Origin of the sequence: Rhizobium oryzihabitans (genome assembly GCF_010669145.1) — a bacterium.
GTDB classification, from domain to species: Bacteria; Pseudomonadota; Alphaproteobacteria; order Rhizobiales; family Rhizobiaceae; genus Agrobacterium; species Agrobacterium oryzihabitans.
In genome coordinates this window covers 1,172,506-1,192,618 of record NZ_CP048635.1, presented here as the reverse complement: position 1 = coordinate 1,192,618, position 20,113 = coordinate 1,172,506, and the positions used below count along the sequence as shown (strand labels likewise).

Here is a 20,113-nt window from a genome sequence, read left to right as displayed (position 1 = left end):
GACAGAATTACAAGTAGGCATAGATGGCCAGACCGACCAGCATGACCCGCAAGCTCGTGACGGCGCTGACCAGCGTCGTTGCCATATCCTGGCTTCTCGCCTGCGGGCTGGGCGTCATGGTGATGCAGGACGAGTTCGCCGAAATTTTCGATGCAGGCGTGCAGGAAACGGCCGAAAGGCTGCTGCCGCTTCTGGCCGACGACCTCAGGGAAAACAACACGGCCCCCGCCTCGCGAAAGCTCAACCCCTCGGCGGAAGGTGCCGAATATCTCACCTATCAGGTGCGCGACCGGGAGGGACAGGTCGTGCTGCATTCGCATGACAGTTCGACGGAGCCTTTCGAGGTCTCGCTCGAACCCGGCTTTTCCGAAACGGCCACGCAACGCATCTATACGGTAGCGACACCGGACGGGGAATATTTCCTTCAGGTCGCCGATGCCTTTGCCAACCGGCGCGAGGCGATAGAAGAAGCCGGCAGCGCGCTTTTGCTGCCCGTCCTCATCCTCATCCCCGCCAGCATCTTCGCCGTCATCGTCGTCGTGCGCAGAACCCTGCAGCCGATACAGACCCTTCGCGACGAGATCGGCAGAAAGGACGGCGGCAATCTTGCACCGCTGGAAACACAGCCCTTTCCGGCCGAACTCCATCCCATCGCCCGTTCGGTCAATCTCCTTCTCGGACGGCTGCGATCGGCAATCGAGGCGGAGCGGGAATTTACCGCCAACAGCGCCCATGAATTGCGCACCCCCATTGCCGGGGCGCTGGCGCAGGCGCAGCGGCTGCGTGCCGATATTCCACCGGAACTTGCCCCGCGCGTGGAAAATATCGAAAAATCCCTGCAGCACCTCGGCCATCTTGCCGAAAAACTTCTTCAGATGTCACGCGCCGAAGCAAGGATCGGCGTGACCGACACCACGAGCGATCTTATCCCCGTGCTCGAACTAGTCATCGACGACATGAGCAGGACGGCGATCGGCACATCCCGCATCCGCTTCACCAATCGCTGCGAAGGCGGCATGAATTGCAAGATCGGCGCGGATGGCTTCGGCATCATCATCCGCAACCTTCTGGAAAACGCCCTGATCCACAGCCCGGCGGGAAGCCCGGTACAGATATTCGCCGAAGGGGACGGGACGATCCGCGTCATCAATTCCGGACCGGCAATCGACAGGGCGCTCCTGCCGAAACTGACGACACGTTTTGCCCGAGGCCCGACCAAAGCGGATGGCACCGGGCTTGGCCTTGCCATCGTCAAGAGCCTGGTGGAGCAAACGGGCGGAGAGCTGGTGCTCTCCTCTCCGGCACCGGGCAGACAGGACGGGTTCGAAGCCCGCATCGTTCTTCCGGTCGAAGCCGCCTGAATGCGCTGAAAACAAAAAGCCCCGCCAGGATTGGCGGGGCTTTTTTCGTCTGGATTGGAGGGCTCAATCCTCGTGGATATGGCTGTGATCGCGCGTATCGCGCATCTTCACATAAACCACCAGCGACAGCGCGATCATGATCGTCACATACCAGAAGAACCAGTTTTCGTGGCCGATCTGCTTGAACTTCAGCGCCACAAATTCCGCCGTTCCACCGAATATGGTGTTCGCCAACGCATAGGGCAAAGCCACACCGAGCGCGCGGATATGGGCGGGGAACATCTCCGCCTTCACCACCGCATTGATGGAGGTGTAGCCGGTGACGATCAACAGGCCGACCAGAACGAGAGCGAAAGCCATGATCGGATCGGTCGTCGTCGCCAGCGTGCTGAAGATCAGATAGGTGAACAGCGTGCCGAGAATGCCGAAGCCCACCATCAGCGGCTTGCGACCGACCTTGTCGGAGAGCGCACCGGCGATCGGCTGGCACAGCATGAAGACGAAGAGGGCTGCCGTGGTGATTTCGGTCGCACTTTCCTTGCTGAAGCCGGACGTATTGACGAGGAATTTCTGCAGATAGGTCGTGTAGGCGTAAAAGGCGAGCGTGCCGCCTGATGTCAGCGCCATGACCATCATCGCTTCCCTCGGATAATGCTTGAACAGCGCCCATCCGCTGGATTTCGGCTTGTCCGCCTCACCCGCCTTGGCATTTTCGAAGGACTGCGTCTCGACAAGGCCACGACGGATATAAAACACCGCAATCGCAAGAAGGCCACCGATGAAGAAGGGGATGCGCCAGCCCCAGGCGCTGAGCTGTTCCGGCGTCAAAACCCGCTGCAGCACCAGAAGCACCGCCAGCGCCAGAAGCTGACCGGAAATCAGCGTCACATACTGGAAGCTGGAGAAGAAGCCTCGGCGGTTCTTGCCAGCCATTTCACTGAGGTAAGTCGCGCTCGCGCCATATTCGCCACCGACACTGATGCCCTGCAGAAGACGGGCGAAAACCAGAATGGCAGGGGCTGCGATGCCGATCGCGTCATGGCCGGGGGTGATGGCAATCAGCAGCGAGCCGAGACACATCAGCGTGACCGACAGTGTCAGGCCGGCCTTGCGGCCCTTGCGGTCGGCATAGGTTCCCATGAACCATGCGCCGATGGGGCGCATCAGAAATCCGACGGCAAAAACGGCAGCTGCGCTCAACAATTCGGCGGTCTGGTTTCCGGAAGGGAAAAACACCGGCGCGAAATAAAGGGTGAAGGCCGAATAGACGTACCAGTCGTACCATTCAACGAGGTTGCCCGCAGATCCGCCGATAATGGATTTCAAACGGGTTTTCTGGTCCGGTGCCGTGGCAGGACCATTTGCCATAATATTCACGGTTTAACTCCAATTCATCTTCGTCTGGGAGATGGAAGGGCGAAAGGAAGGTGTGATAATTTGTCGCTCTCGGTGGGGGTATATACCCGTCATATTGCAATGCGCAAGCTTATGCCGCATCGCAATATGACGGGCGTAATGACGATAGGGGTGGATATTATCGCGATTTTTGGTGTTCGGGTACTGTGAAGTTCGGCATGTTTTAAAGCCGATGCCGCGACAGCAAAACCAGAGACCTGTTATCAATCTTGTCACCCGCCTTTGCTCAAACTAAAAAATATCAATGATTTACGATATATCCGACGTCCAGATCGAAAAGCTTCTCATACCCGCCGCCCGCGCGGGCGAAGCACTGGCGCGGCTGGACGAGCGGATCAGCCGCTCGCCGATGAAACAAGGCTTCATCGAAAGACAGGATTTTACCGATGCCATTTCATCCATGTGGGTGGATGGCGAACTCGTCCATATGGAAGATCTGGTCCTACATGACGCCCATATGGACGTGCGGGTGCCAACCCACGAGATGACGGCGGCGCACCGCATCCTGCGCTCGAGGCGACTGATATTTTCCAATGCGACCGGCTGGGCCTTCACCGCGCAGGGTCTTTCCCGCCTGCGCGGCAAGATGGCAATTGCCGCCGACGAGACGGCATTTGCGAGTAAAGCGGTCGCTCAATCCAACAGCGAAGAGGCGGAAACGGATGGAGAGACGCCGCTGGACGGGGCTTTTTCTGAGCTGGATGCGTTGCTGGCGCGAAGCGCCGCAACGCTGAGCGCCATCACCGCCGGCACGACGCCTGCGCCTGCGGCACATCGGGAAGAGGCCCATCCGATGGTCAACGATCCCGACTGGGATGAGGAGGAAAGGCTGAAGGAATGGCGGCAGGTCCACAGCCAGACGGAGAAACTGCCGACGATCCTGCGCACCGCAATCCTGCTGGATGCCTGGAACATGATCGAGGTCCTGCAGCGCAGTCCCTGGCTGGGCAGGCTGCTGGCGGCGGCTTTTCTGCGCGACGGAGCTGTTTCTCCCGATCATCTGCCGGCGCTCAGCACCGGTCTTCGCGCCGTTCCACGCGAGCGGCGGCACGCCAGAAACCAGACGCAGCGCCTCCTCGCCCTTCTCGACAGCTTTTATGAAGCAGCATTCGCCAGCATGAAGGAACATGACAGGCTGACCCATGCGCGCGAGCGCATGATGCGCAAGCTGGTTGGCCGGCGATCTTCCTCGCGTCTGCCCGAACTGGTGGAGCTTGTGGTCTCCCGGCCGGTGGTCTCGGCGGCGATGATCGTCAAGGAACTCGGCACCACGCCACAGGGCGCAATCGGGCTCGCCAATCAGCTGGAATTGCGGGAAGTTACCGGTCGTGGCCGTTTCCGCGCCTGGGGCATGCTGTAGGCCAGCCACCCTTAAAGGCCTGCGTGACACGGCAAACACACGTTTTATCCGCCCCTTTTTATAACTGAAAAATGCCTCGGGAATGCGGCGATCACGAATCTTAACAAAATTTAACTATTGCGTAGGTGGACGAAGCGTCTATGTTCCTCGCTGCGTTGCAGCACCAACTTATTCTCCGGCAACGCGGTCGCATTCGGTCCGGCAACTTTTTTCTGCCGCCCGCATTAAAGTGTCCATCATGAGGGAGATGCAAATGACAATTTCAGTCTCACAACCCGATTCAGATCAAGAAACAGATGCTCCTTTTGCCAGAAAGGTTTTGACCGCTCGCAATCTCGCCGGTTATACCGTCGAGCAGCTTGCAATAACCTGCGGCCTGACAACCAGCGAAATTCGCGCCCTGGAAGACGGCACGGACAGCGATCCGCTCCGCATCAGGCGTGTTGCCGCCGCCCTGCATATTCCCGTAGAAACCGTAATCTGATCGTTCAGAACGATCACAGCAACTTTCAGCGCCGCCGGGGACGATGTTCACACAAACATCCGGGCGGCGCGCGCGGCTGAGCATTGGCAGCCGTTGCGAACATTTTCCGGATCGCTCTCTTAACATTTCCGTTACCCGGCACCACATGTTGTCCGCACGGGCCATGCTCCGCATCTGGCCCGCCCGCACGAGAGCAGCAACAACCTCCGGAATCCTGCCATGACATTTAATCTCGACACCGAAGAACGGGTTTCTTCAGCTTTGGATGAATTATGGCCGGCGGAGAAAACGGAAATTCTCGACTGGCTCATCACCGGCACGAAGGATGAGCGTTTTATCGACGAGATTTTCGTCGAGCTTTGCAGCAGGTTGCGGGCAAGCGGCGTTTCCGTCGCCCGCGGCGTGCTCGCTTTCCGCATTCGTCATCCGCAATGGCTTGGCGCACGGATTTTGTGGAAAGCCGGCATGTCGTCCGCCGACATCGCCACCTATGGCTATGGCTCGGAAAGTACGCCGGAATATCTGAACAGCCCCATCAATGACATCCATCAGGGGGCCACAGAGATTCGCCTCCGCCTGGATGATGAGGGAGACGATGAAACCGGCTACACGATCTATGAGGAGTTGCGAGCCGACGGATTGACGGATTATCTGGCGTGGCCCATCGAACATACGTTCGGCAAGCGCCATGTCGCGACATTTTCCAGCGACCGGGCGGGCGGCTTTACGGAAGCGGAAATTCTCGCCTTGAAAAACCTGCTGCCGGCGCTCGCGCTGGTGAGCGAAATACGCCTGAAGAACCGCATGACGCGCACGCTGCTGGAGACCTATGTGGGTCCCCATGCGGGCGAAAAAATCCTCAATGGCGCAACGACGCGCGGCAGCGGCATGACGGTGGGCGCGGCGATCCTGATCTGCGACCTGCGCAACTTTACCCATATTTCCGACCTCTGGCCGCGCGACGACGTCATCGAACTTCTGAACGGTTATTTCGACGCCATGTGCGATCCGATCGAGGAGTTCGGCGGGGAAATCCTGAAATTCATGGGCGACGGGCTGCTGGCGGTTTTTCCGCTCAGCGATCCGAAGGCCTGTGAAAACCTGCTGAAAGCCATTGCCAGCGCGCAGAAAAGCCTCGTCGCGCTTAATGAAATCAATTGCCAGAAGGGCCACGATCCTCTGGGCTACGGCATCGGCGTCCATGTCGGCGATGTCATGTACGGCAATATCGGCTCAAAAACCCGTCTCGATTTCACCGTCATCGGCCCCGCCGTGAACATCGCCTCGCGGCTTGAAACCCTGACGAAGGAAACCGGCCGCAGCGTGCTTTTTTCCGAGGACTTCGTCCGTATGGCCGGATATCGGGACAAGCTGGAAAATCTAGGGCCATGGCTGCTGCGCGGCCTTGAAACCCCGGTCGAGGTTTATGCGCTTCCCCAAAATACGGTTACGGCGTCTACCACCGACTGATTGCCCCACCGGCCTTCAACGCCTCACGTTTTGTTTTTTCACCGCGACAGACCACCCGTGGCGGGCAGCCTGTCGCGGAATGATTTCGGTCGTCTCGACCATCGTCAAAACGCTTGACACGCCTCCGATGTCGATCTAGCAAAATGGAACATATATTCCATATCGAAACATTGTTTGCGTTCATATTCTGTCTTTCCGGGAGTGAGGGACGGGTGTGAGGAACCGGAGGAAAGATGGTTACGAAATTGGCACTGCTCGGCGCTGGACGGATCGGCAAGGTCCACGCCAAGGCGATTACCACCGACAGCCGCGCGAAGCTGGTTGCCGTCGTGGACGCCATGGCCGGTGCTGCGGAAGCAATCGCCCGCGAAGCGCAGTGCAAGGTCAGCACGATCGACGAGGTTCTGGCCGACAAGACGATCGACGCCGTCATCATCTGCACGCCGACAAACACCCATGCCGATCTGATCGAGCGTTTCGCCCGCGCCGGCAAGGCCATCTTCTGCGAAAAGCCCGTTGATCTGGATGTTGCCCGCGCGGAAGCCTGCGCCAAGGTGGTTGAAGAAACCGGCGCGAAGGTGATGCTCGGTTTCAACCGGCGTTTCGATCCGCATTTCCAGGCCGTGCACAAGGCAATCGAAGATGGCCGCATCGGCAAGGTTGAAATGGTGACCATTACCAGCCGCGATCCCGGCCCGCCGCCTGCCGAATATATCAAGGTTTCCGGCGGTATTTTCCGTGACATGACCATTCATGATTTCGACATGGCCCGCTACCTGCTCGGTGAGGAAGTGGAAAGCGTGTTCGCAACAGGTTCCGTTCTCGTCAATCCCGAGATTGGTGCACTTGGCGATTTCGACAGCGCCAGCATCATCCTGACGACGAAGAGCGGCAGGCAGGCGATCATCTCGAATTCGCGGCGCGCGACCTATGGTTACGACCAGCGTATCGAGGTGCATGGTTCGCTCGGTTCGGCAGCGGCTGAAAACCAGCGGCCTGTCTCCATCGAAATCGCCAATGCCGAAGGCTACACCCGTCCGCCGCTGCATGATTTCTTCATGACGCGTTATACGGCAGCCTATGCTGCGGAAATCACCGCTTTCATCGATAGCATCGAAAACAATGTCGCACCGGCACCCTCCATCAAGGACGGCCTGATCGCGTTGAAACTGGCTGACGCCGCGCTGAAATCCGCGACTTCGAAGACGGCCGTGACGATCGGCTGAAGGCTGCCGAACTGCGTTCGCGCAGCGCATTCTGAACATCCTGTCCGCCGCGCAATCGCTGACGGCGGACAGCACATTTTACCAGGTCCCCGCCAATGGCGGCGGCACTGTTTCGCCAGTCTCAACGTCACCCTCGGGCTTGACCCGAGGGTCCAGGGTTTCGACGTTTATGGATCCTCTGGTCAAGCCCGAGGATGACGGAGCGGAGGTTGTCGGGAAAAGCCCAATCACGGGCGGCAGCCGGCGATCATAGGCTATGAATCCTCTGACACGACGACACATCCAGCCAGCAGCCTGCCTTGAAAAAGCAGCCACCGCACTTGCATAGCAGCCATTCGGAAAATAAGGTTGTCTGACAAGATGCGGCCGTAACATATGGCGGCTATCACCTCATTCACGCCGATTTCGCCGGCAACATCCCGACGGTTTCTTATGCCATCTCACAAGACCGGTTATCTTTATGCGCTTGTCGCCTTCACGATCTTTGCGGCGCAGGATGGCATATCGAAACACCTGGGCACCTTCTATCCGCCCGTCTTCGTCGCCATGCTGCGATATTGGGCCTTCGCCGTCTTCGTTCTGCTGATGGCTGCAAGATCTTCTGGCGGCATCCGTGGCGCCGTCATGGCCAACCGTCCGTGGCTGCAAATAAGCCGCGGCGTCCTGCTTGCCGTTCAGATCGTTTTTTCCATCTTCACCTTTGCCGTTGTCGGGCTGGCGCACAGCCATTCCATCCTCGCCTCCGCCCCGCTGATCGTTGCGGCTCTTTCGGTGCCATTGCTGGGAGAACATGTGGGCTGGCGGCGCTGGTGCGCCATTTTCGTCGGCTTCATCGGCGTTCTCGTCATCCTGAAGCCGGATGGCGAGGGTTTCGACAACAGCCTGCTGATCACCTTTGTCGCCGTCTTCATGCTTGCGCTTTATAGCGTCCTGACCCGCCTCGGCAGCAAGCGCGACTCAGCGATGACGAGTTTTTTTTATACCGGCGTGGCCGGTGCGGCAGCACTGACGCTGGTCGGCCCGTTTTACTGGGTAAGCATCGCACCGCAGGATTGGGGATGGATGCTGGCGCTCTGCATTACCGGCATGAGCGGCCATTATTGTCTGATCAAGGCATTCGAACTGGCGGATGCAGCCTCGGTACAGCCCTTTTCCTATTACCAGCTGGTGCTTGTCTCCATCATCGGCGTCACCGTCTATGGCGAGGTCGTGACGTCGAATATGGTTCTGGGCGCAGCGATCGTGATTGCCGCCGGTCTCTTCACCATCTGGCGCGAACATGTGGTCGGCCGGAAGGAACGCCGGCAGGCGGACTAACGTCATCCGCGCCGGACAACCCTCAGACGAGAGCCGCCTCGCAACGCAGCAGCATTCCGAACAGGTCGCGCGGCTCGTCCGGATCGGCCAGCAAGTCAAGCTCGGTATAAAGCCCGGTCGCTGCCAGTTTCGAGCGCACATAACGCAGCGCCGAAAAATCCTCGGTCGCAAAACCGACGCTGTCGAAGAGCGTGATCTGCCTGTCGCTTACCCGCCCCTGTTTTTCCCCGGTCATGACCTGCCAAAGCTCGGTAACGGGATAGTCCGCCGGCAATTGCTGGATTTCGCCTTCGATGCGCGTCTGCGGCGGGTATTCGACGAAAATATCCGATCGCAGCAGAATATCCCGGTGTAATTCCGTCTTGCCGGGACAATCGCCGCCGACGGCATTGATGTGAATGCCGGGACCAACCATGTTGTCGGTGAGAATCGTTGCATATTGCTTGTCGGCCGTGACGGTGGTGATGATATCGGCACCTTCCACCGCGCTTTGCGCGCTATCGCAAATCTCGATGGTGAAGCCCTGCCCGGCAAGATTGCGGGCGCATTTTTCACTGGCCGAGCGGTCGATATCGAAAAGCCGCACCGTATCGACGCCAAGAATGGCCTTGAAGGCGCGCGCCTGAAACTCGCTCTGCGCACCATTGCCGATAATGGCCATCGAGCGGGCATTTTTACGGGCGAGATATTTTGCAGCGACGGCGGAGGTGGCGGCGGTGCGCAGCGCCGTCAGGATCGTCATTTCGGTCAGAAGCAGCGGATAACCGTTGCCGACATCGGAAAGCACGCCGAATGCCGTCACCGTCTGGCGGCCTTCCTTCATGTTTTTCGGATGGCCGTTGACATATTTGAAGCCATAAAGCGTCCCGTCACTGGTGGGCATCAACTCGATGACGCCCTCCTTGGAATGCGAGGCGATACGTGGCGTCTTGTCGAAGCTTTCCCAGCGGCGGAAATCTTCCTCCACCACATCGGCAAGCTCACGCAGGAACGTATCTATCCCCACCCGAAGCACGAGTTTCATCATGTGATCGACGCTGACGAAAGGCACGATATTGAGGTTCGGTATTACCGTCATCGGATCATCCCTTTCAGCCGGCCCGCGTGGGGCGGTCCATGACCCGCTTGCCCATGAGGCTGGCCGCGAGATCGACCATCAGGGTTGCGGTCCTGCCGCGCTCGTCGAGGAATGGATTGAGCTCCACCAGATCGAGACTGCACACCAGCCCGCTATCATGCAGCATTTCCATCACCAGATGCGCCTCACGGAATGTCGCGCCCCCAGGAACCGTGGTGCCGACCGCGGGCGCAATCGAAGGCTCAAGGAAATCGACGTCGAGACTGACATGCAACAGGCCGTTTGCCGCCTGCACCTTCGCCAGGAATGCACGCAACAGCACGGCCACGCCATGTTCGTCTATGGAGCGCATATCGTGAACGGTGATGCCGCTTTTTTCCAGCGCCGCCCTCTCGGCCGGATCAACGCTGCGGATACCGATCATGCCGATATTTTCTTCGGGAACCGCATGGGACAAAGGTGGGAAATAACCCGCAAACCCGTCGCGGCCGCTGAAATAGGCGACCGGCGTACCATGCAGATTGCCGCTGCGCGTCGTTTCCAGCGTGTGACAATCAGTATGGGCATCGAGCCAGAGCACGAAAAACGGACGGCCGCTTTCGGCCACCCGGCGCGCCATGCCGGCGACCGTTCCGGCCGAAATCGCATGGTCGCCACCAAGAAAGATCGGCACGGCCGAAGCGCTCTCGCGATAGGCGGCGTCCGTCAGCGCCTCGGTCCAGGCCACAGTCTCAGCGAGGTGATGCACCGCTGGATTGGGGTGGGAAAATTCCTTTAGCGGCGCTGGCGTCACATTGCCGGTATCAACCACGCGATGGCCCAGATCTTCGAGAGCGCGCGTGAGACCGGCGATGCGATAGGCACTCGGCCCCATCTCACATCCCAATTGCCCGGCACCGATTTGCAACGGCGCACCGATCAGCCTGATATCCATTTGAACCCTCGCTTTTCAATCGACCCTCAATAGACCACAGAGACATGGCGGAATGAACATCAAATATTGGCAATCTTATCGAAGAAGGCTATCAGTTTGGTAAAATCTATTTCTCAGAATGGCTATGTATGGATATTCTCGACGAACGGCTCGTGACCCTTTTGCGGCACAATGGCAGACGCAGCATTTCCGATCTGGCGATCGAGACGGCGACTTCGCGCGCGACGGTGCGGTCGCATATCGAAAAAATGGAAAATGACGGCACCATCATCGGTTACACCGTCATTCTGCGCGCCGATGCCGTGGAGGCAGCAATCCGCGGCATCATGATGATCGAGATTGAAGGCCATGTGACGGACCGCGTCATCCGCACGCTTGGCGGCTTCCCGGAAATATCCGAGATCCACACCACCAATGGGCGCTGGGATCTGATCGTAGAACTCAACGCCGCGACGCTCAGCGATTTCGACGCGGTGCTGCGCCGCATCCGCCTCGTGCCCGGCATCACCGGCAGCGAGACAAGCATTTTGCTCTCCACCCCACGCTCCACCCGCGCGCGGCTGTAATCAACAGACGAAGCACAAAAGAGCGGGTGAAAACGCATTTTTCGATTTTTTCGACTTGCGCGGCGCAATAAATCATCTATATGACGACCCACCAAAGCGAACGCGGCAACGCGCTTCGGGCTTTTGGGGAATAGTTCAATGGTAGAACGACGGACTCTGACTCCGTTAATCTTGGTTCGAATCCAGGTTCCCCAGCCAATCTTCTTCATCGATCAAATCAAGAAATTAGACAGGCCGAAGTGCCGAAATATCCGGTATTGCGCATTATGACGGCTGGTCCGGGACGATCCACCAGAATAGTTGCACGAGGTCGTTCCAGAGCCTGACGGTGTCATCGATCATCGCTGTCACTTCTGTATAGGCGTAAATGGCCAAAAGCGTCAGAACCGCCAGCAGCAGCCACGGCCAGATTGGGCGTCTTGGCTGTGTTGCATCATGTTCTTTTTCATCGAGGTTCAATAGCAGCCTCCCGGTTTGCTTTGAGACTATGACGAAAAGCAGCGGGGCCGCAATGACATGCGCAGCCCCGTTCACGCGATGCGGCCTGTCGTTTTTTGAGTTGGCTTAAACTTGATAAATCACTGCACCTCCGGTCAGGCCCGCCCCTGCCGCAGTCAATAACAGCGTCTCTCCCTCAACAAAGCGTCTTTCAGCATTGGCAACCGAAAGCGAAAGCGGAATGGTGGCAGCGGACGAATTACCGAAAGTCTCGACCGTACGCACCGTCTTTTGCCGGTCAATGCCGAGATTGCCGCAGACAGCGTCGAACATGCGTGCATTGGCCTGATGCGGAACGAAACGGTCGATACTGGCTGCTTCAATTCCAGCCTGTTGCAGCACCTGCTGTGAAGTCTGCGTCATCATGGCTACGGCGCGGGAGAAGACTTCCCGGCCATCCCGCATCGTCATCAGGGCATCTTCGGAGGGCATCCCAGCGGAAAAAGGCTGGCTGCTGCCGCCGGCCGCTATCTGGATAAGGTCGTAACCGCTGCCATCAGAAACGAGATCGGCGGAGAGAAGTCCGCGTTGCGCGTCCCGGCACGGGGCAAGCACGACGGCCCCGGCGGCATCGGCGAACAGAACCGCGCTCGCCCTTTCCGCCGGATTGATGCGGCGGCTTAAAATATTGGCGGCGACGACGAGTACCGCGCGGCCGTGGGTGCGGACAAAACCATCCGCAAGGGTGAGCGCATAAAGAAAACCGGAGCAGGCACCGGCCAGATCGATTGCGCCGGAGCGTGTCAGGCCCAGCTGATGGGCAAGCAATGGTGCGGAAGGCGGCAGAAGGTGGTCTGGAGTTGACGTCGCCAGCAATGTCAGGGCGATGTCCTCAGAGCCAAGTTTCGCGTCCTCCAGCGCCATGCGCCCGGCTCTTGCCGCAAGGCCGCTTAACGTGTCGCCCTCTTCGGCCCAATAGCGTGTCCGGATGCCTGTCCGCCGCTCGATCCAGCCCGCTTCCAGCCCAAGACGCGTCTCAATCTCGGCATTGCCGACACATCGCGCCGGGACGGCATGTCCGAAACCGGCCATGCGGGAAGAACGTGTCTGCATTGTCAGGCCTTTCGGAAATTCTTGAAAAATGCGGCTGTCCGGCTTACGCGATCCCGGCGACACGAGAATTTGCCGGCATGGCCTCGGTTACGATCGCGGCCACTTCATCAATGGCGTCGAAGACGTGGGTCAGGTCCTGCGCCGTCGTGCAATAGGGCGGCATCAGATAGATGACGTTGCCTAGCGGGCGGATGATGAGCCCACGCTCCCGGAACAGTTTCCGCATGCGCGGGCCGGCCTCGGCGAGATAACCGCCGGAGGGCACCGCGAGGTCGAGCGCCGCTATGGTTCCCGCCTGGCGAATATTGGTGAAACGCCTGTCCCCCGCAAAACGCCCGAGGTTGTTTTGCAGGGCTTCTTGCAGTTGCCCGATGCGCTGCGCTACAGGCTCATCGCGCCAGACCTGCAGATTGGCAACGGCGGCGGCGCAGGCGATCGGGTTGGCGGTGTAGGAACTTGAATGGAAAAACGTCTTGCGGCGATCGGTTGAAAAATGCGCGTCGAAGATGCCGCCGCTGCACAGCGTTGCCGCAAGCGGCAGCGAACCGCCGGTAAGCCCCTTGGAAGTGCACAGAATATCCGGTGAAATCCCGGCCTGTTCACAGGCGAAGATGGTTCCCGTTCTGCCCCAGCCCGTCATCACCTCATCGGCTATGAGCAGGCAGCCGTAACGTTCGGCGATCTGCTTCAGCCCGGTCAGAACCTCCGCGCCGTAAATCTTCATGCCACCGGAGCCGAGAACCAGCGGCTCGATGAGCAGGGCGGCAATGCGGCCCGAACGGCAGTAACTCTCGAACATGTCGAGCGTCTCCTGCTCGCGGCCATGTTCTGGAAAAGCGAGCCGGTCGACACCAAAAAGCAGCGCTTCATAAGCGGCATTGAACACGCCGCGCTCACCCGTCGACATGGTGCCGATCGTATCCCCATGATAGCCGTGCTCCATGACCACGATGCGGTCGCGCTTTTCCTCGCGATTGTGAAAATAACCGAGCGCCATTTTCAGCGCCACTTCCACAGAGGTCGAGCCGCTATCGGAATAAAACACATGATCCAACCCGGCAGGCGCGCGTTCGATCAGCCCTTTCGCCAGCGTTTCTGCCGGTTCATGCGAGAATTCGGCGAAGATGATCTGGTCGAATGCCTCGGTCGCGGCGCGAATGGCTGCCATGATCGCCGGGTGCCGGTGGCCGTGGGTGATGACCCACCAGGACGAAATGGCATCGAACAGCCGCTTGCCATCCTCATCGACCAGAAAGGCGCCTTCCGCCGAGACGATGCGTTTCATCGGCGGTTCCAGCCCATGCTGGGTGAAAGGATGCCAGACAGGGGAACGGCTCATGCCGGCACCTCCAGAAAATCAGCGCGATCGAATTGTTGGGCGAATGTCTGGTGGAGCGTCTTGGCGCTCATCTCCGGCAGGTGCGGCATCCGGCCAAGTGAGCGCACACCGCCAATATCGGCGATGATGCGCTGGTTTTCCCGGTTTTCGTCGCCGATGAAAACCACACCGTGGACCGGAATTGCCCTTTGCCGCAGGGCCTCAAGCGACAGCAGCGTGTGGTTGATGGTGCCGAGTGAAGTTCTGGCGCACAGGATCAGCGGAATTCTCCAGCGGGCGAAAATATCGGCGAACAGCAATTTGTCGGTCAGCGGCACCAGCAGACCGCCCGCGCCTTCGATCACCAGCGGCCCGTCCGTTTCCGGCGGAATCAGACGTTCGGGATCGATCGTCACGTTTTCAAGTCGGGCCGAAAGATGCGGTGAGGCCGGCATTTTCAACCGATAGGCTTCCGGCAGGATACTTGCGCGGTACGCGCCGCCCAGCCGTGCCACCACTTCGCTATCGGTCTCTTCATCGAGACCGGATTGCACCGGTTTCCAGTAATATGCCTGCAGGGCATGGGTGAGCGCGGCGGAAAAAATCGTCTTGCCGATACCCGTATCGGTGCCGGAAACGACGAAACGAGGGCTCATCGTTCCTCCTCCATAGCCAGGGCAAGCCGCCCGATCATGGCGGCGATCTGGTTCTCATCGACATTGAGCGTGATGGAGATGCGCAGGCGCGCCGTGCCTTCCGGCACCGTCGGCGGGCGGATTGCCCTGACGTCGAAACCGCCATCCCGCATACACGCGGCAATCCGCATCGCACGGGCATTGTCACCTATCATCACCGGCAAGATCTGCGAGCCGCTGGGTGCCATACCAAGCCGGGCATGCAATTGTTCGCCGGCAAAGTTCATCAACTCTTTCAGCCGCGTGCGCCGCCAGGATTCGTCGGTGACGATCCGCAAGGCCTCCCGCATCGCCGCCGCCATCAGCGGCGACGGGGCGGTCGAATAGATGAAACCGCGGGCTCGGTTGGTGAGATAATCGGCAAGAATCGCAGGCAGGCTCAAAAGCGCGCCGGAGAGGCCAAGTGCCTTGCCGCAGGTATGCAGCGCCACCACATTGTCCCGGCCTTCCAGTTCCGCAGCAAAGCCACGCCCGCCGGGGCCAAACACGCCGGTGGCATGGGCCTCGTCGACGACAAGGACGCCTTCGTGTTTCCGGGCGAGATCGGCAAGGGCCGCAAGCGGCGCGCAATCTCCATCCATGGAATAAAGGCTTTCCACCGCGATCCACGGTCGACCTTTGCCGCCCGCCTGTCGCCAGCGGTTTATTTCCCGCTCAAATGCCTCGACCTGATTATGCGACACGGCGACCGCATTCGCCTTGCCCGCCGCAATGCCATCATGCACGCTGGCATGGATCAGTTCATCGTGAAGCACGAGATCGTCCCGAAGCGGCAAGGCAGAGAAAAGCGCGACATTGGCGGCAAATCCGCTGCCGAAATAGATCGTTCTTTCGGAACCGAAGAACATCGCCGCCTCCGCTTCAAGCGCCTCATGTTCCGGATGGTTACCGCGCAGCAGCCGCGAGCCACCGGCTCCGACGGGCACACCCCGGTCGATCGCGGCGGCAATCGCTGCCTTCAGCCGGGGCGCATCGGCAAGCCCCAGATAATCGTTGGAGGTGAAGTCGATCCCCTCCTGAGGGGAGAGCGCGCGCAGCCGCGATTTGCGTCGCAGGCCAGCGAGCTTCGTCTCATAGGGAGAGAGCGCCGAAACGGTCACCGGCACCCTCCCGCCTCCGCAGGCTGCAATTCCATAGGCTTCAGACCCAGCCGCCGGAACAGCGCCGTATCGTGATCCTCACCCGGATTATCCGCCGTCAGCAGCGTCTCGCCAATGAAGATGGAATTGGCCCCGGCCAGGAAACAGAGCGCCTGCGTCTCATCGCTCATTTCCGTGCGCCCGGCGGAAAGTCGCACATGCGACGTTGGCATCAGGATGCGCGCAAGCGCAATGGTGCGGACGAAATCGATCGGGTCGACCGGATCGGCATTGGCAAGCTTCGAGCCGGGGATCGGGATCAGCATATTGATCGGCACGCTTTCCGGCGGGACCGGCAGATTGGCGAGCGTCACCAGCATCGAAATACGGTCATCAACCGTCTCCCCCATGCCGAGAATGCCGCCTGCGCAGACCTTTATGCCGGCATCACGGACATTGGCGAGCGTTTCCAGCCGGTCCTCGAAGGTGCGGGTGGTGATGATCTGCGAATAGAACCGCTCCGACGTGTCGACATTGTGATTGTAATAATCGAGCCCGGCATCGGCGAGCCGTTCGGACTGTTCCGGCGTCAGCATGCCGAGCGTCATGCAGGTTTCCATGCCGAGCGCCTTGACGCCTTCGACCATGGCCACCACCGCTTCCATGTCGCGCTCCTTGGGATTGCGCCATGCCGCCCCCATGCAATAACGCGTCGCCCCGCCCTCCTTCGCCTTGCGCGCCTCGGCCAGCACCCGCTCCACCTCCATCAACTTGGAGGCCTTCAGACCCGTCGGATTTCGGGCGGACTGGCTGCAATAGCTGCAATCCTCCGGGCAGCCGCCAGTCTTGATGGATAAAAGCCGGCTCATCTGAATGGCATTGGCATCGAAATGACGGCGATGCGCCTGCTGAGCGCGGAAGAGGAGATCGTTAAATGGTAAATTATAGATAATTTTTGCTGCTGCGAATGACGTATCCGCTTCAATGACGGGAGTCGACACCATATCCGGCTCCATTTGCGCGACAATCTGATCCATTTGGCGGTCTTTCGATTAAAATAAATAGATAGAACTCCTTTTTATCTATTTTTTTTAACGCGTCTTTTGCAAGTGCTTTTTTCGCGAAAATTGTCGGCCTCAGAAATCGAAGGGAATATGCGCAGCCAAATCGCCGGGCTTCGAAGGGTAATTCAGCAGATGAAAAAACACTTTTTGAGAAAGATCAGAATCACCCCCATGGCGCGAAAAGCCGGTAATTGCTAAGGGAAAGCCATGATTACACTTCGCACTTCCGACACTCGCGACACGGGCCGCATCCTTGAGATATGGCGCAAGGCCGTTGACGCCACCCATGGTTTCCTTCGCGCCGAAGATCGCATCGCAATCGAGGACGAAGTTAAGGCTTTTCTTCCGCAGGTCCCTTTGACACTCGCGGTCGATGCGTCGGATCAGCCGATTGGCTTCATGTTTCTGCATGAAGGGCATATGGAGGCGCTTTTCATCGATCCGGGCCATCATGGCAAAGGGATCGGAAGCGCGCTCGTGCAGGCGGCGCTCGCAGCGCATCCGGCGCTGACCACCGATGTCAACGAACAGAATGCGCAGGCCATGGGCTTTTATCGCAAGCTCGGTTTCGAACCGACGGGACGTTCCGATCTCGACGGGCAGGGACGGCCCTACCCACTCGTTCATCTGCAATTTCGCGCGACGGAAAAATAAGCCGCCGGGGCCGGGATCATCGGGGAGGAGGACGTCACGAACACCATCATCCGCTTCGCAACCGAGGATTTTCTGCCCGAGCACCGCTTCGATCAATGGCGCGAAGTGCGCGGCAAAAGCCTGTTCGGCGTGACGATCGAGCTTGCGCCGGATCGTCGCCACAGCTTCAAGGGTTCGTTTCAGGCGCGCGCCATTGCCGGCGCCGTCGTGAGTGAGATGCGCGCTTCCTCCTATCGGGTCAACCGCACGCAGGCCGATATCGCCCGCATTGCCGGCAACAGCCTCTGCATCGGCCTGCAGGTGACAGGGTCTGGGCTCCTGCATGCAGGCAGAGACCGGGTCCATTCCGTCAGCGGCGGAGACATCACCATCAACTATTCGGATTTGCCCTATGACGCGATACCGGGCGGCGAGGCGGATTTTCACTATAAGATGCTCAAGATCCCCGTCGACGACGAGCTCATGCTTGGCCAGACGGCCGATGACCTGTTTGCGACGCGTTATGGCGACAATACCGCATTTTCCCGGCCGTTTCGGGCGCTCTTTAATGCGCTGAACGCCGAGCATGGCAGGCTCATCGATCCCGCTCGTGATGTGGCGCATGTCGCGCGGCTTGCCATGACGGCGCGCGGACGCCTTTCGCCCGCCATGCCGGAAGTGCGAGCCGCACTCCGCACCGGACTTTGTTATGCGGCCCAGGACATCATGATGCGCAAGAAATCAAGGCAGAACCTGACGCCTGCCACGGTGGCAAGGGAGCTCGGCATTTCGCTTCGGCAGCTGCACGTCGTTTTCGAGGGCGCGGAACTTTCGTTTTCGCGGACACTGTCCTCCATGCGGATAGAGGAAGCGAAACGCCTGCTGCTGGAATTTCCCGCTTTGCCAATAACGCAGATCGCCTATGGCTGCGGCTTTGACAGCCTCGCCACCTTCTACCGGGTGTTCAGCCGCACCTATGGCATGGCGCCCGGCGAAGTCCGCACGATCCGCCTGCCGACGGCATAAAATTCGCCTCTGCGCGCAATGAGAAGACGCCTCATCATCACCTCTGTAAAGCCCATGGATCGTGCAGTCCAGGCCGGCAATTCGAGGAGCGCTTCCCATGACCAATTTTTTCGATTTCGCGATTTCCGGGCTGCCGGATGTCACCGCATTTCGCCGCAGCCCGCCGCCCAGCGAAATCGAGCGGCTGATTCGAACGGAGTGTTTTGCCGCCGCGCTGCGTCTGCTGTCGGGAAGTTTCATTACCCTCTACGAAGGCTCGCCCGAGCTGACCGGGCTTTTCGCCACACGCCAGAGCCGGCTGCTTTGCCACGCGCTGTTGGCGCTCTATTTTCAAAAGCGCGATACCTGCACGAACGGAGCGGGGGAACCTGCCCTGACTCGGGAAGATTTCGGCCGCCTCGCATTGCGCCATGGCCTCGCCAGCGACGATGTCGCTTATGCCTTTTTCAAAGAGGCGCTGAAACGCGGGCTGACAATTGAGGTGAAAGCCAGCGGACAGGAGACCGATGGGGTAACGCCTTCACCGCTGACACTGGCAATGCTTGCCCAATGGTACGATGTGCATTTTCAGGCACTGGACCTCATCGACGAGGGGTTCAGGGCCTCAAGGTTCATCAAGCAATCTCAAACCATGCTCGCACACATCCATCCGCGTGTGGCGGACGCGCTGCTTTCCAATCCGGAGGTACGTTGCCCGGGCCCGCTTTCCATCATCTTCAACTGGTTCGATGCCGGCGGGTTGCTGATGGACCGCCTGATCGCAGGGATTGACTGGGAAAAACCGACCGAACAGGGCAGGCACCTGACAGATGTAAAAACGGTATCGGAACTGGCAAAACCGCTCTGCCTGACCCGCACCCATGTCGCCCGCAAGCTTGACGCGGCCGAACTGATCGGCGGCATCGGCTGGAGCGGAAGGCGGGGTCGCTCGGCGCTCTGGATATCCCAGGGCTTTTACGAGGAATATGCCCGCATGCAGGCGCGCAAGCTCCTCATTCTCGATGATGCCTTCATGGAGACGACGTGAGGTTGCGGAACCGGAGGGCACGGTATTTGTCGATGGTTATGAGTGATACCCATTGACAAAATTCGAGAACTACGGCTCTTCTACTGTCCATGCGTAAGATGTTGCAAACATCGAAATTGACGGCACTGCTGTTTAGACTGGTGATGATACTGTCACTGGCGGGTTACAGCGTTTCCACCGTCAATGCCGCAATGCATGGCCCAGACGCTGCGGGAATGCCGCATGACCAATCGGTCAAGATGGATCATGGCGCGATGAAGAGCCACGGTGGTTCGGCCATGGCGTCCGATGATCATCACAAGATGGATGCGGCAGAGCATGACAGCGGCGTTAAAAAGCCGGTCAAGCCGGAATGTTGCGGCGATTTCTGTCTCGGCATGGCCGTGCTGATCGCTCATGATGCGCTGGGCAAACCCGTCGTCAATTCCATCCGTTCCTTCCTCGACGACAGCAAGGCCGTGGGCGAGATCCCGCTCCTTCACCGTCCACCGAATATCTGAACAGGCAA

The 20,113-nt window shown here is 59.2% G+C and carries 20 protein-coding genes and 1 tRNA gene; 12 read left to right on the top strand and 9 right to left on the bottom strand.

The window, feature by feature from the left end:
• Positions 1-23: 23 nt before the first annotated feature.
• Positions 24-1,361 (top strand): sensor histidine kinase, encoded by a 1,338-nt coding sequence (locus G3A56_RS22280; protein WP_082185140.1) that lies wholly within the window; start codon positions 24-26, stop codon positions 1,359-1,361.
• Between the two features lie 63 nt (positions 1,362-1,424).
• Here G3A56_RS22280 and G3A56_RS22275 read toward each other — a convergent pair whose 3' ends face one another.
• A complete protein-coding gene (locus G3A56_RS22275; protein ID WP_003498264.1) occupies positions 1,425-2,729 on the bottom strand; it encodes an MFS transporter in 1,305 nt (434 codons plus the stop codon).
• Between the two features lie 292 nt (positions 2,730-3,021).
• On the opposite strand from G3A56_RS22275, the gene G3A56_RS22270 reads away from it, so the two are divergent.
• The 5 genes from G3A56_RS22270 to G3A56_RS22245 all read left to right on the top strand — a co-directional run bounded on the left by G3A56_RS22270 (position 3,022) and on the right by G3A56_RS22245 (position 8,634).
• On the top strand, positions 3,022-4,137 hold the full coding sequence (locus G3A56_RS22270; protein ID WP_082185141.1) for an RHE_PE00001 family protein: 1,116 nt from the start codon (positions 3,022-3,024) through the stop codon (positions 4,135-4,137).
• Between the two features lie 253 nt (positions 4,138-4,390).
• The gene (locus G3A56_RS22265) at positions 4,391-4,621 is read left to right on the top strand and encodes a helix-turn-helix domain-containing protein (protein WP_035223798.1); all 231 of its coding nucleotides are present in this window, start codon (positions 4,391-4,393) and stop codon (positions 4,619-4,621) included.
• A gap of 219 nt (positions 4,622-4,840) precedes the next feature.
• A complete protein-coding gene (locus G3A56_RS22260) occupies positions 4,841-6,091 on the top strand; it encodes an adenylate/guanylate cyclase domain-containing protein (RefSeq protein WP_082185142.1) in 1,251 nt (416 codons plus the stop codon).
• Positions 6,092-6,324: 233 nt separating this feature from the next.
• Entirely contained in the window at positions 6,325-7,317 is a 993-nt protein-coding gene (gene iolG / locus G3A56_RS22250; protein WP_035242991.1) for an inositol 2-dehydrogenase, read from the top strand.
• Between the two features lie 432 nt (positions 7,318-7,749).
• Entirely contained in the window at positions 7,750-8,634 is an 885-nt protein-coding gene (locus G3A56_RS22245; protein WP_035243288.1) for a DMT family transporter, read from the top strand.
• A 22-nt stretch (positions 8,635-8,656) separates the two neighbouring features.
• On the opposite strand, the gene G3A56_RS22240 is transcribed toward G3A56_RS22245, so the two are convergent.
• On the bottom strand, positions 8,657-9,712 hold the full coding sequence (locus tag G3A56_RS22240) for an ornithine cyclodeaminase (protein ID WP_003498255.1): 1,056 nt from the start codon (positions 9,710-9,712) through the stop codon (positions 8,657-8,659).
• Positions 9,713-9,725: 13 nt separating this feature from the next.
• A complete protein-coding gene (gene rocF, locus G3A56_RS22235; protein ID WP_003498253.1) occupies positions 9,726-10,646 on the bottom strand; it encodes an arginase in 921 nt (306 codons plus the stop codon).
• Between the two features lie 128 nt (positions 10,647-10,774).
• Between rocF and G3A56_RS22230 the strand changes: the two genes are divergently transcribed.
• Together G3A56_RS22230 and G3A56_RS22225 are read left to right on the top strand one after the other, a co-directional pair.
• Positions 10,775-11,212, top strand: coding sequence for an Lrp/AsnC family transcriptional regulator (locus G3A56_RS22230; protein ID WP_003498251.1), 438 nt, complete (start codon positions 10,775-10,777; stop codon positions 11,210-11,212).
• Between the two features lie 124 nt (positions 11,213-11,336).
• A tRNA-Gln gene (locus G3A56_RS22225) sits at positions 11,337-11,410 on the top strand.
• Between the two features lie 66 nt (positions 11,411-11,476).
• On the opposite strand, the gene G3A56_RS22220 is transcribed toward G3A56_RS22225, so the two are convergent.
• From G3A56_RS22220 to bioB, 6 genes are all read right to left on the bottom strand, one after another.
• Entirely contained in the window at positions 11,477-11,671 is a 195-nt protein-coding gene (locus tag G3A56_RS22220) for a hypothetical protein (RefSeq protein WP_082186011.1), read from the bottom strand.
• 105 nt (positions 11,672-11,776) lie between these two features.
• A complete protein-coding gene (locus tag G3A56_RS22215; protein WP_082186012.1) occupies positions 11,777-12,763 on the bottom strand; it encodes a beta-ketoacyl-ACP synthase III in 987 nt (328 codons plus the stop codon).
• Between the two features lie 43 nt (positions 12,764-12,806).
• Entirely contained in the window at positions 12,807-14,102 is a 1,296-nt protein-coding gene (locus G3A56_RS22210; RefSeq protein WP_082185143.1) for an adenosylmethionine--8-amino-7-oxononanoate transaminase, read from the bottom strand.
• Positions 14,099-14,737: a dethiobiotin synthase gene (gene bioD / locus G3A56_RS22205; protein ID WP_082185144.1), complete on the bottom strand. Its 639-nt coding sequence runs from the start codon at positions 14,735-14,737 to the stop codon at positions 14,099-14,101. The genes G3A56_RS22210 and bioD overlap by 4 nt, the downstream gene beginning before the upstream one ends.
• Positions 14,734-15,876 carry an 8-amino-7-oxononanoate synthase gene (locus tag G3A56_RS22200; protein WP_082186013.1) on the bottom strand — a complete coding sequence of 381 codons (1,143 nt, stop codon included), beginning with the start codon at positions 15,874-15,876 and terminating at the stop codon, positions 14,734-14,736. The genes bioD and G3A56_RS22200 overlap by 4 nt, the downstream gene beginning before the upstream one ends.
• Positions 15,873-16,892 carry a biotin synthase BioB gene (gene bioB / locus G3A56_RS22195; RefSeq protein ID WP_082185145.1) on the bottom strand — a complete coding sequence of 340 codons (1,020 nt, stop codon included), beginning with the start codon at positions 16,890-16,892 and terminating at the stop codon, positions 15,873-15,875. The genes G3A56_RS22200 and bioB overlap by 4 nt, the downstream gene beginning before the upstream one ends.
• Before the next feature lie 234 nt (positions 16,893-17,126).
• Between bioB and G3A56_RS22190 the strand changes: the two genes are divergently transcribed.
• The 4 genes from G3A56_RS22190 (at position 17,127) to G3A56_RS22175 (ending at position 20,105) form a co-directional block, all read left to right on the top strand.
• Positions 17,127-17,573 (top strand): acetyltransferase, encoded by a 447-nt coding sequence (locus G3A56_RS22190; protein ID WP_082185146.1) that lies wholly within the window; start codon positions 17,127-17,129, stop codon positions 17,571-17,573.
• Positions 17,574-17,678: 105 nt separating this feature from the next.
• Positions 17,679-18,578, top strand: coding sequence for an AraC family transcriptional regulator (locus tag G3A56_RS22185; protein ID WP_137067613.1), 900 nt, complete (start codon positions 17,679-17,681; stop codon positions 18,576-18,578).
• Between the two features lie 97 nt (positions 18,579-18,675).
• Complete coding sequence (locus tag G3A56_RS22180; protein ID WP_082185147.1) at positions 18,676-19,605, top strand: hypothetical protein; 930 nt, start codon at positions 18,676-18,678, stop codon at positions 19,603-19,605.
• 89 nt (positions 19,606-19,694) lie between these two features.
• Complete coding sequence (locus G3A56_RS22175) at positions 19,695-20,105, top strand: hypothetical protein (RefSeq protein WP_035242985.1); 411 nt, start codon at positions 19,695-19,697, stop codon at positions 20,103-20,105.
• The last annotated feature ends 8 nt before the right edge of the window (positions 20,106-20,113 follow it).

Coding starts and splice junctions, on each gene's coding strand:
- G3A56_RS22280 (WP_082185140.1), top strand. CDS start 24: ATGGCCAGACCGACCAGCATGACCCGCAAGCTCGTGACGGCGCTGACC.
- G3A56_RS22275 (WP_003498264.1), bottom strand. CDS start 2,729: ATGGCAAATGGTCCTGCCACGGCACCGGACCAGAAAACCCGTTTGAAA.
- G3A56_RS22270 (WP_082185141.1), top strand. CDS start 3,022: ATGATTTACGATATATCCGACGTCCAGATCGAAAAGCTTCTCATACCC.
- G3A56_RS22265 (WP_035223798.1), top strand. CDS start 4,391: ATGACAATTTCAGTCTCACAACCCGATTCAGATCAAGAAACAGATGCT.
- G3A56_RS22260 (WP_082185142.1), top strand. CDS start 4,841: ATGACATTTAATCTCGACACCGAAGAACGGGTTTCTTCAGCTTTGGAT.
- iolG (WP_035242991.1), top strand. CDS start 6,325: ATGGTTACGAAATTGGCACTGCTCGGCGCTGGACGGATCGGCAAGGTC.
- G3A56_RS22245 (WP_035243288.1), top strand. CDS start 7,750: ATGCCATCTCACAAGACCGGTTATCTTTATGCGCTTGTCGCCTTCACG.
- G3A56_RS22240 (WP_003498255.1), bottom strand. CDS start 9,712: ATGACGGTAATACCGAACCTCAATATCGTGCCTTTCGTCAGCGTCGAT.
- rocF (WP_003498253.1), bottom strand. CDS start 10,646: ATGGATATCAGGCTGATCGGTGCGCCGTTGCAAATCGGTGCCGGGCAA.
- G3A56_RS22230 (WP_003498251.1), top strand. CDS start 10,775: ATGGATATTCTCGACGAACGGCTCGTGACCCTTTTGCGGCACAATGGC.
- G3A56_RS22215 (WP_082186012.1), bottom strand. CDS start 12,763: ATGCAGACACGTTCTTCCCGCATGGCCGGTTTCGGACATGCCGTCCCG.
- G3A56_RS22210 (WP_082185143.1), bottom strand. CDS start 14,102: ATGAGCCGTTCCCCTGTCTGGCATCCTTTCACCCAGCATGGGCTGGAA.
- bioD (WP_082185144.1), bottom strand. CDS start 14,737: ATGAGCCCTCGTTTCGTCGTTTCCGGCACCGATACGGGTATCGGCAAG.
- bioB (WP_082185145.1), bottom strand. CDS start 16,892: ATGGATCAGATTGTCGCGCAAATGGAGCCGGATATGGTGTCGACTCCC.
- G3A56_RS22190 (WP_082185146.1), top strand. CDS start 17,127: ATGATTACACTTCGCACTTCCGACACTCGCGACACGGGCCGCATCCTT.
- G3A56_RS22180 (WP_082185147.1), top strand. CDS start 18,676: ATGACCAATTTTTTCGATTTCGCGATTTCCGGGCTGCCGGATGTCACC.
- G3A56_RS22175 (WP_035242985.1), top strand. CDS start 19,695: ATGCGTAAGATGTTGCAAACATCGAAATTGACGGCACTGCTGTTTAGA.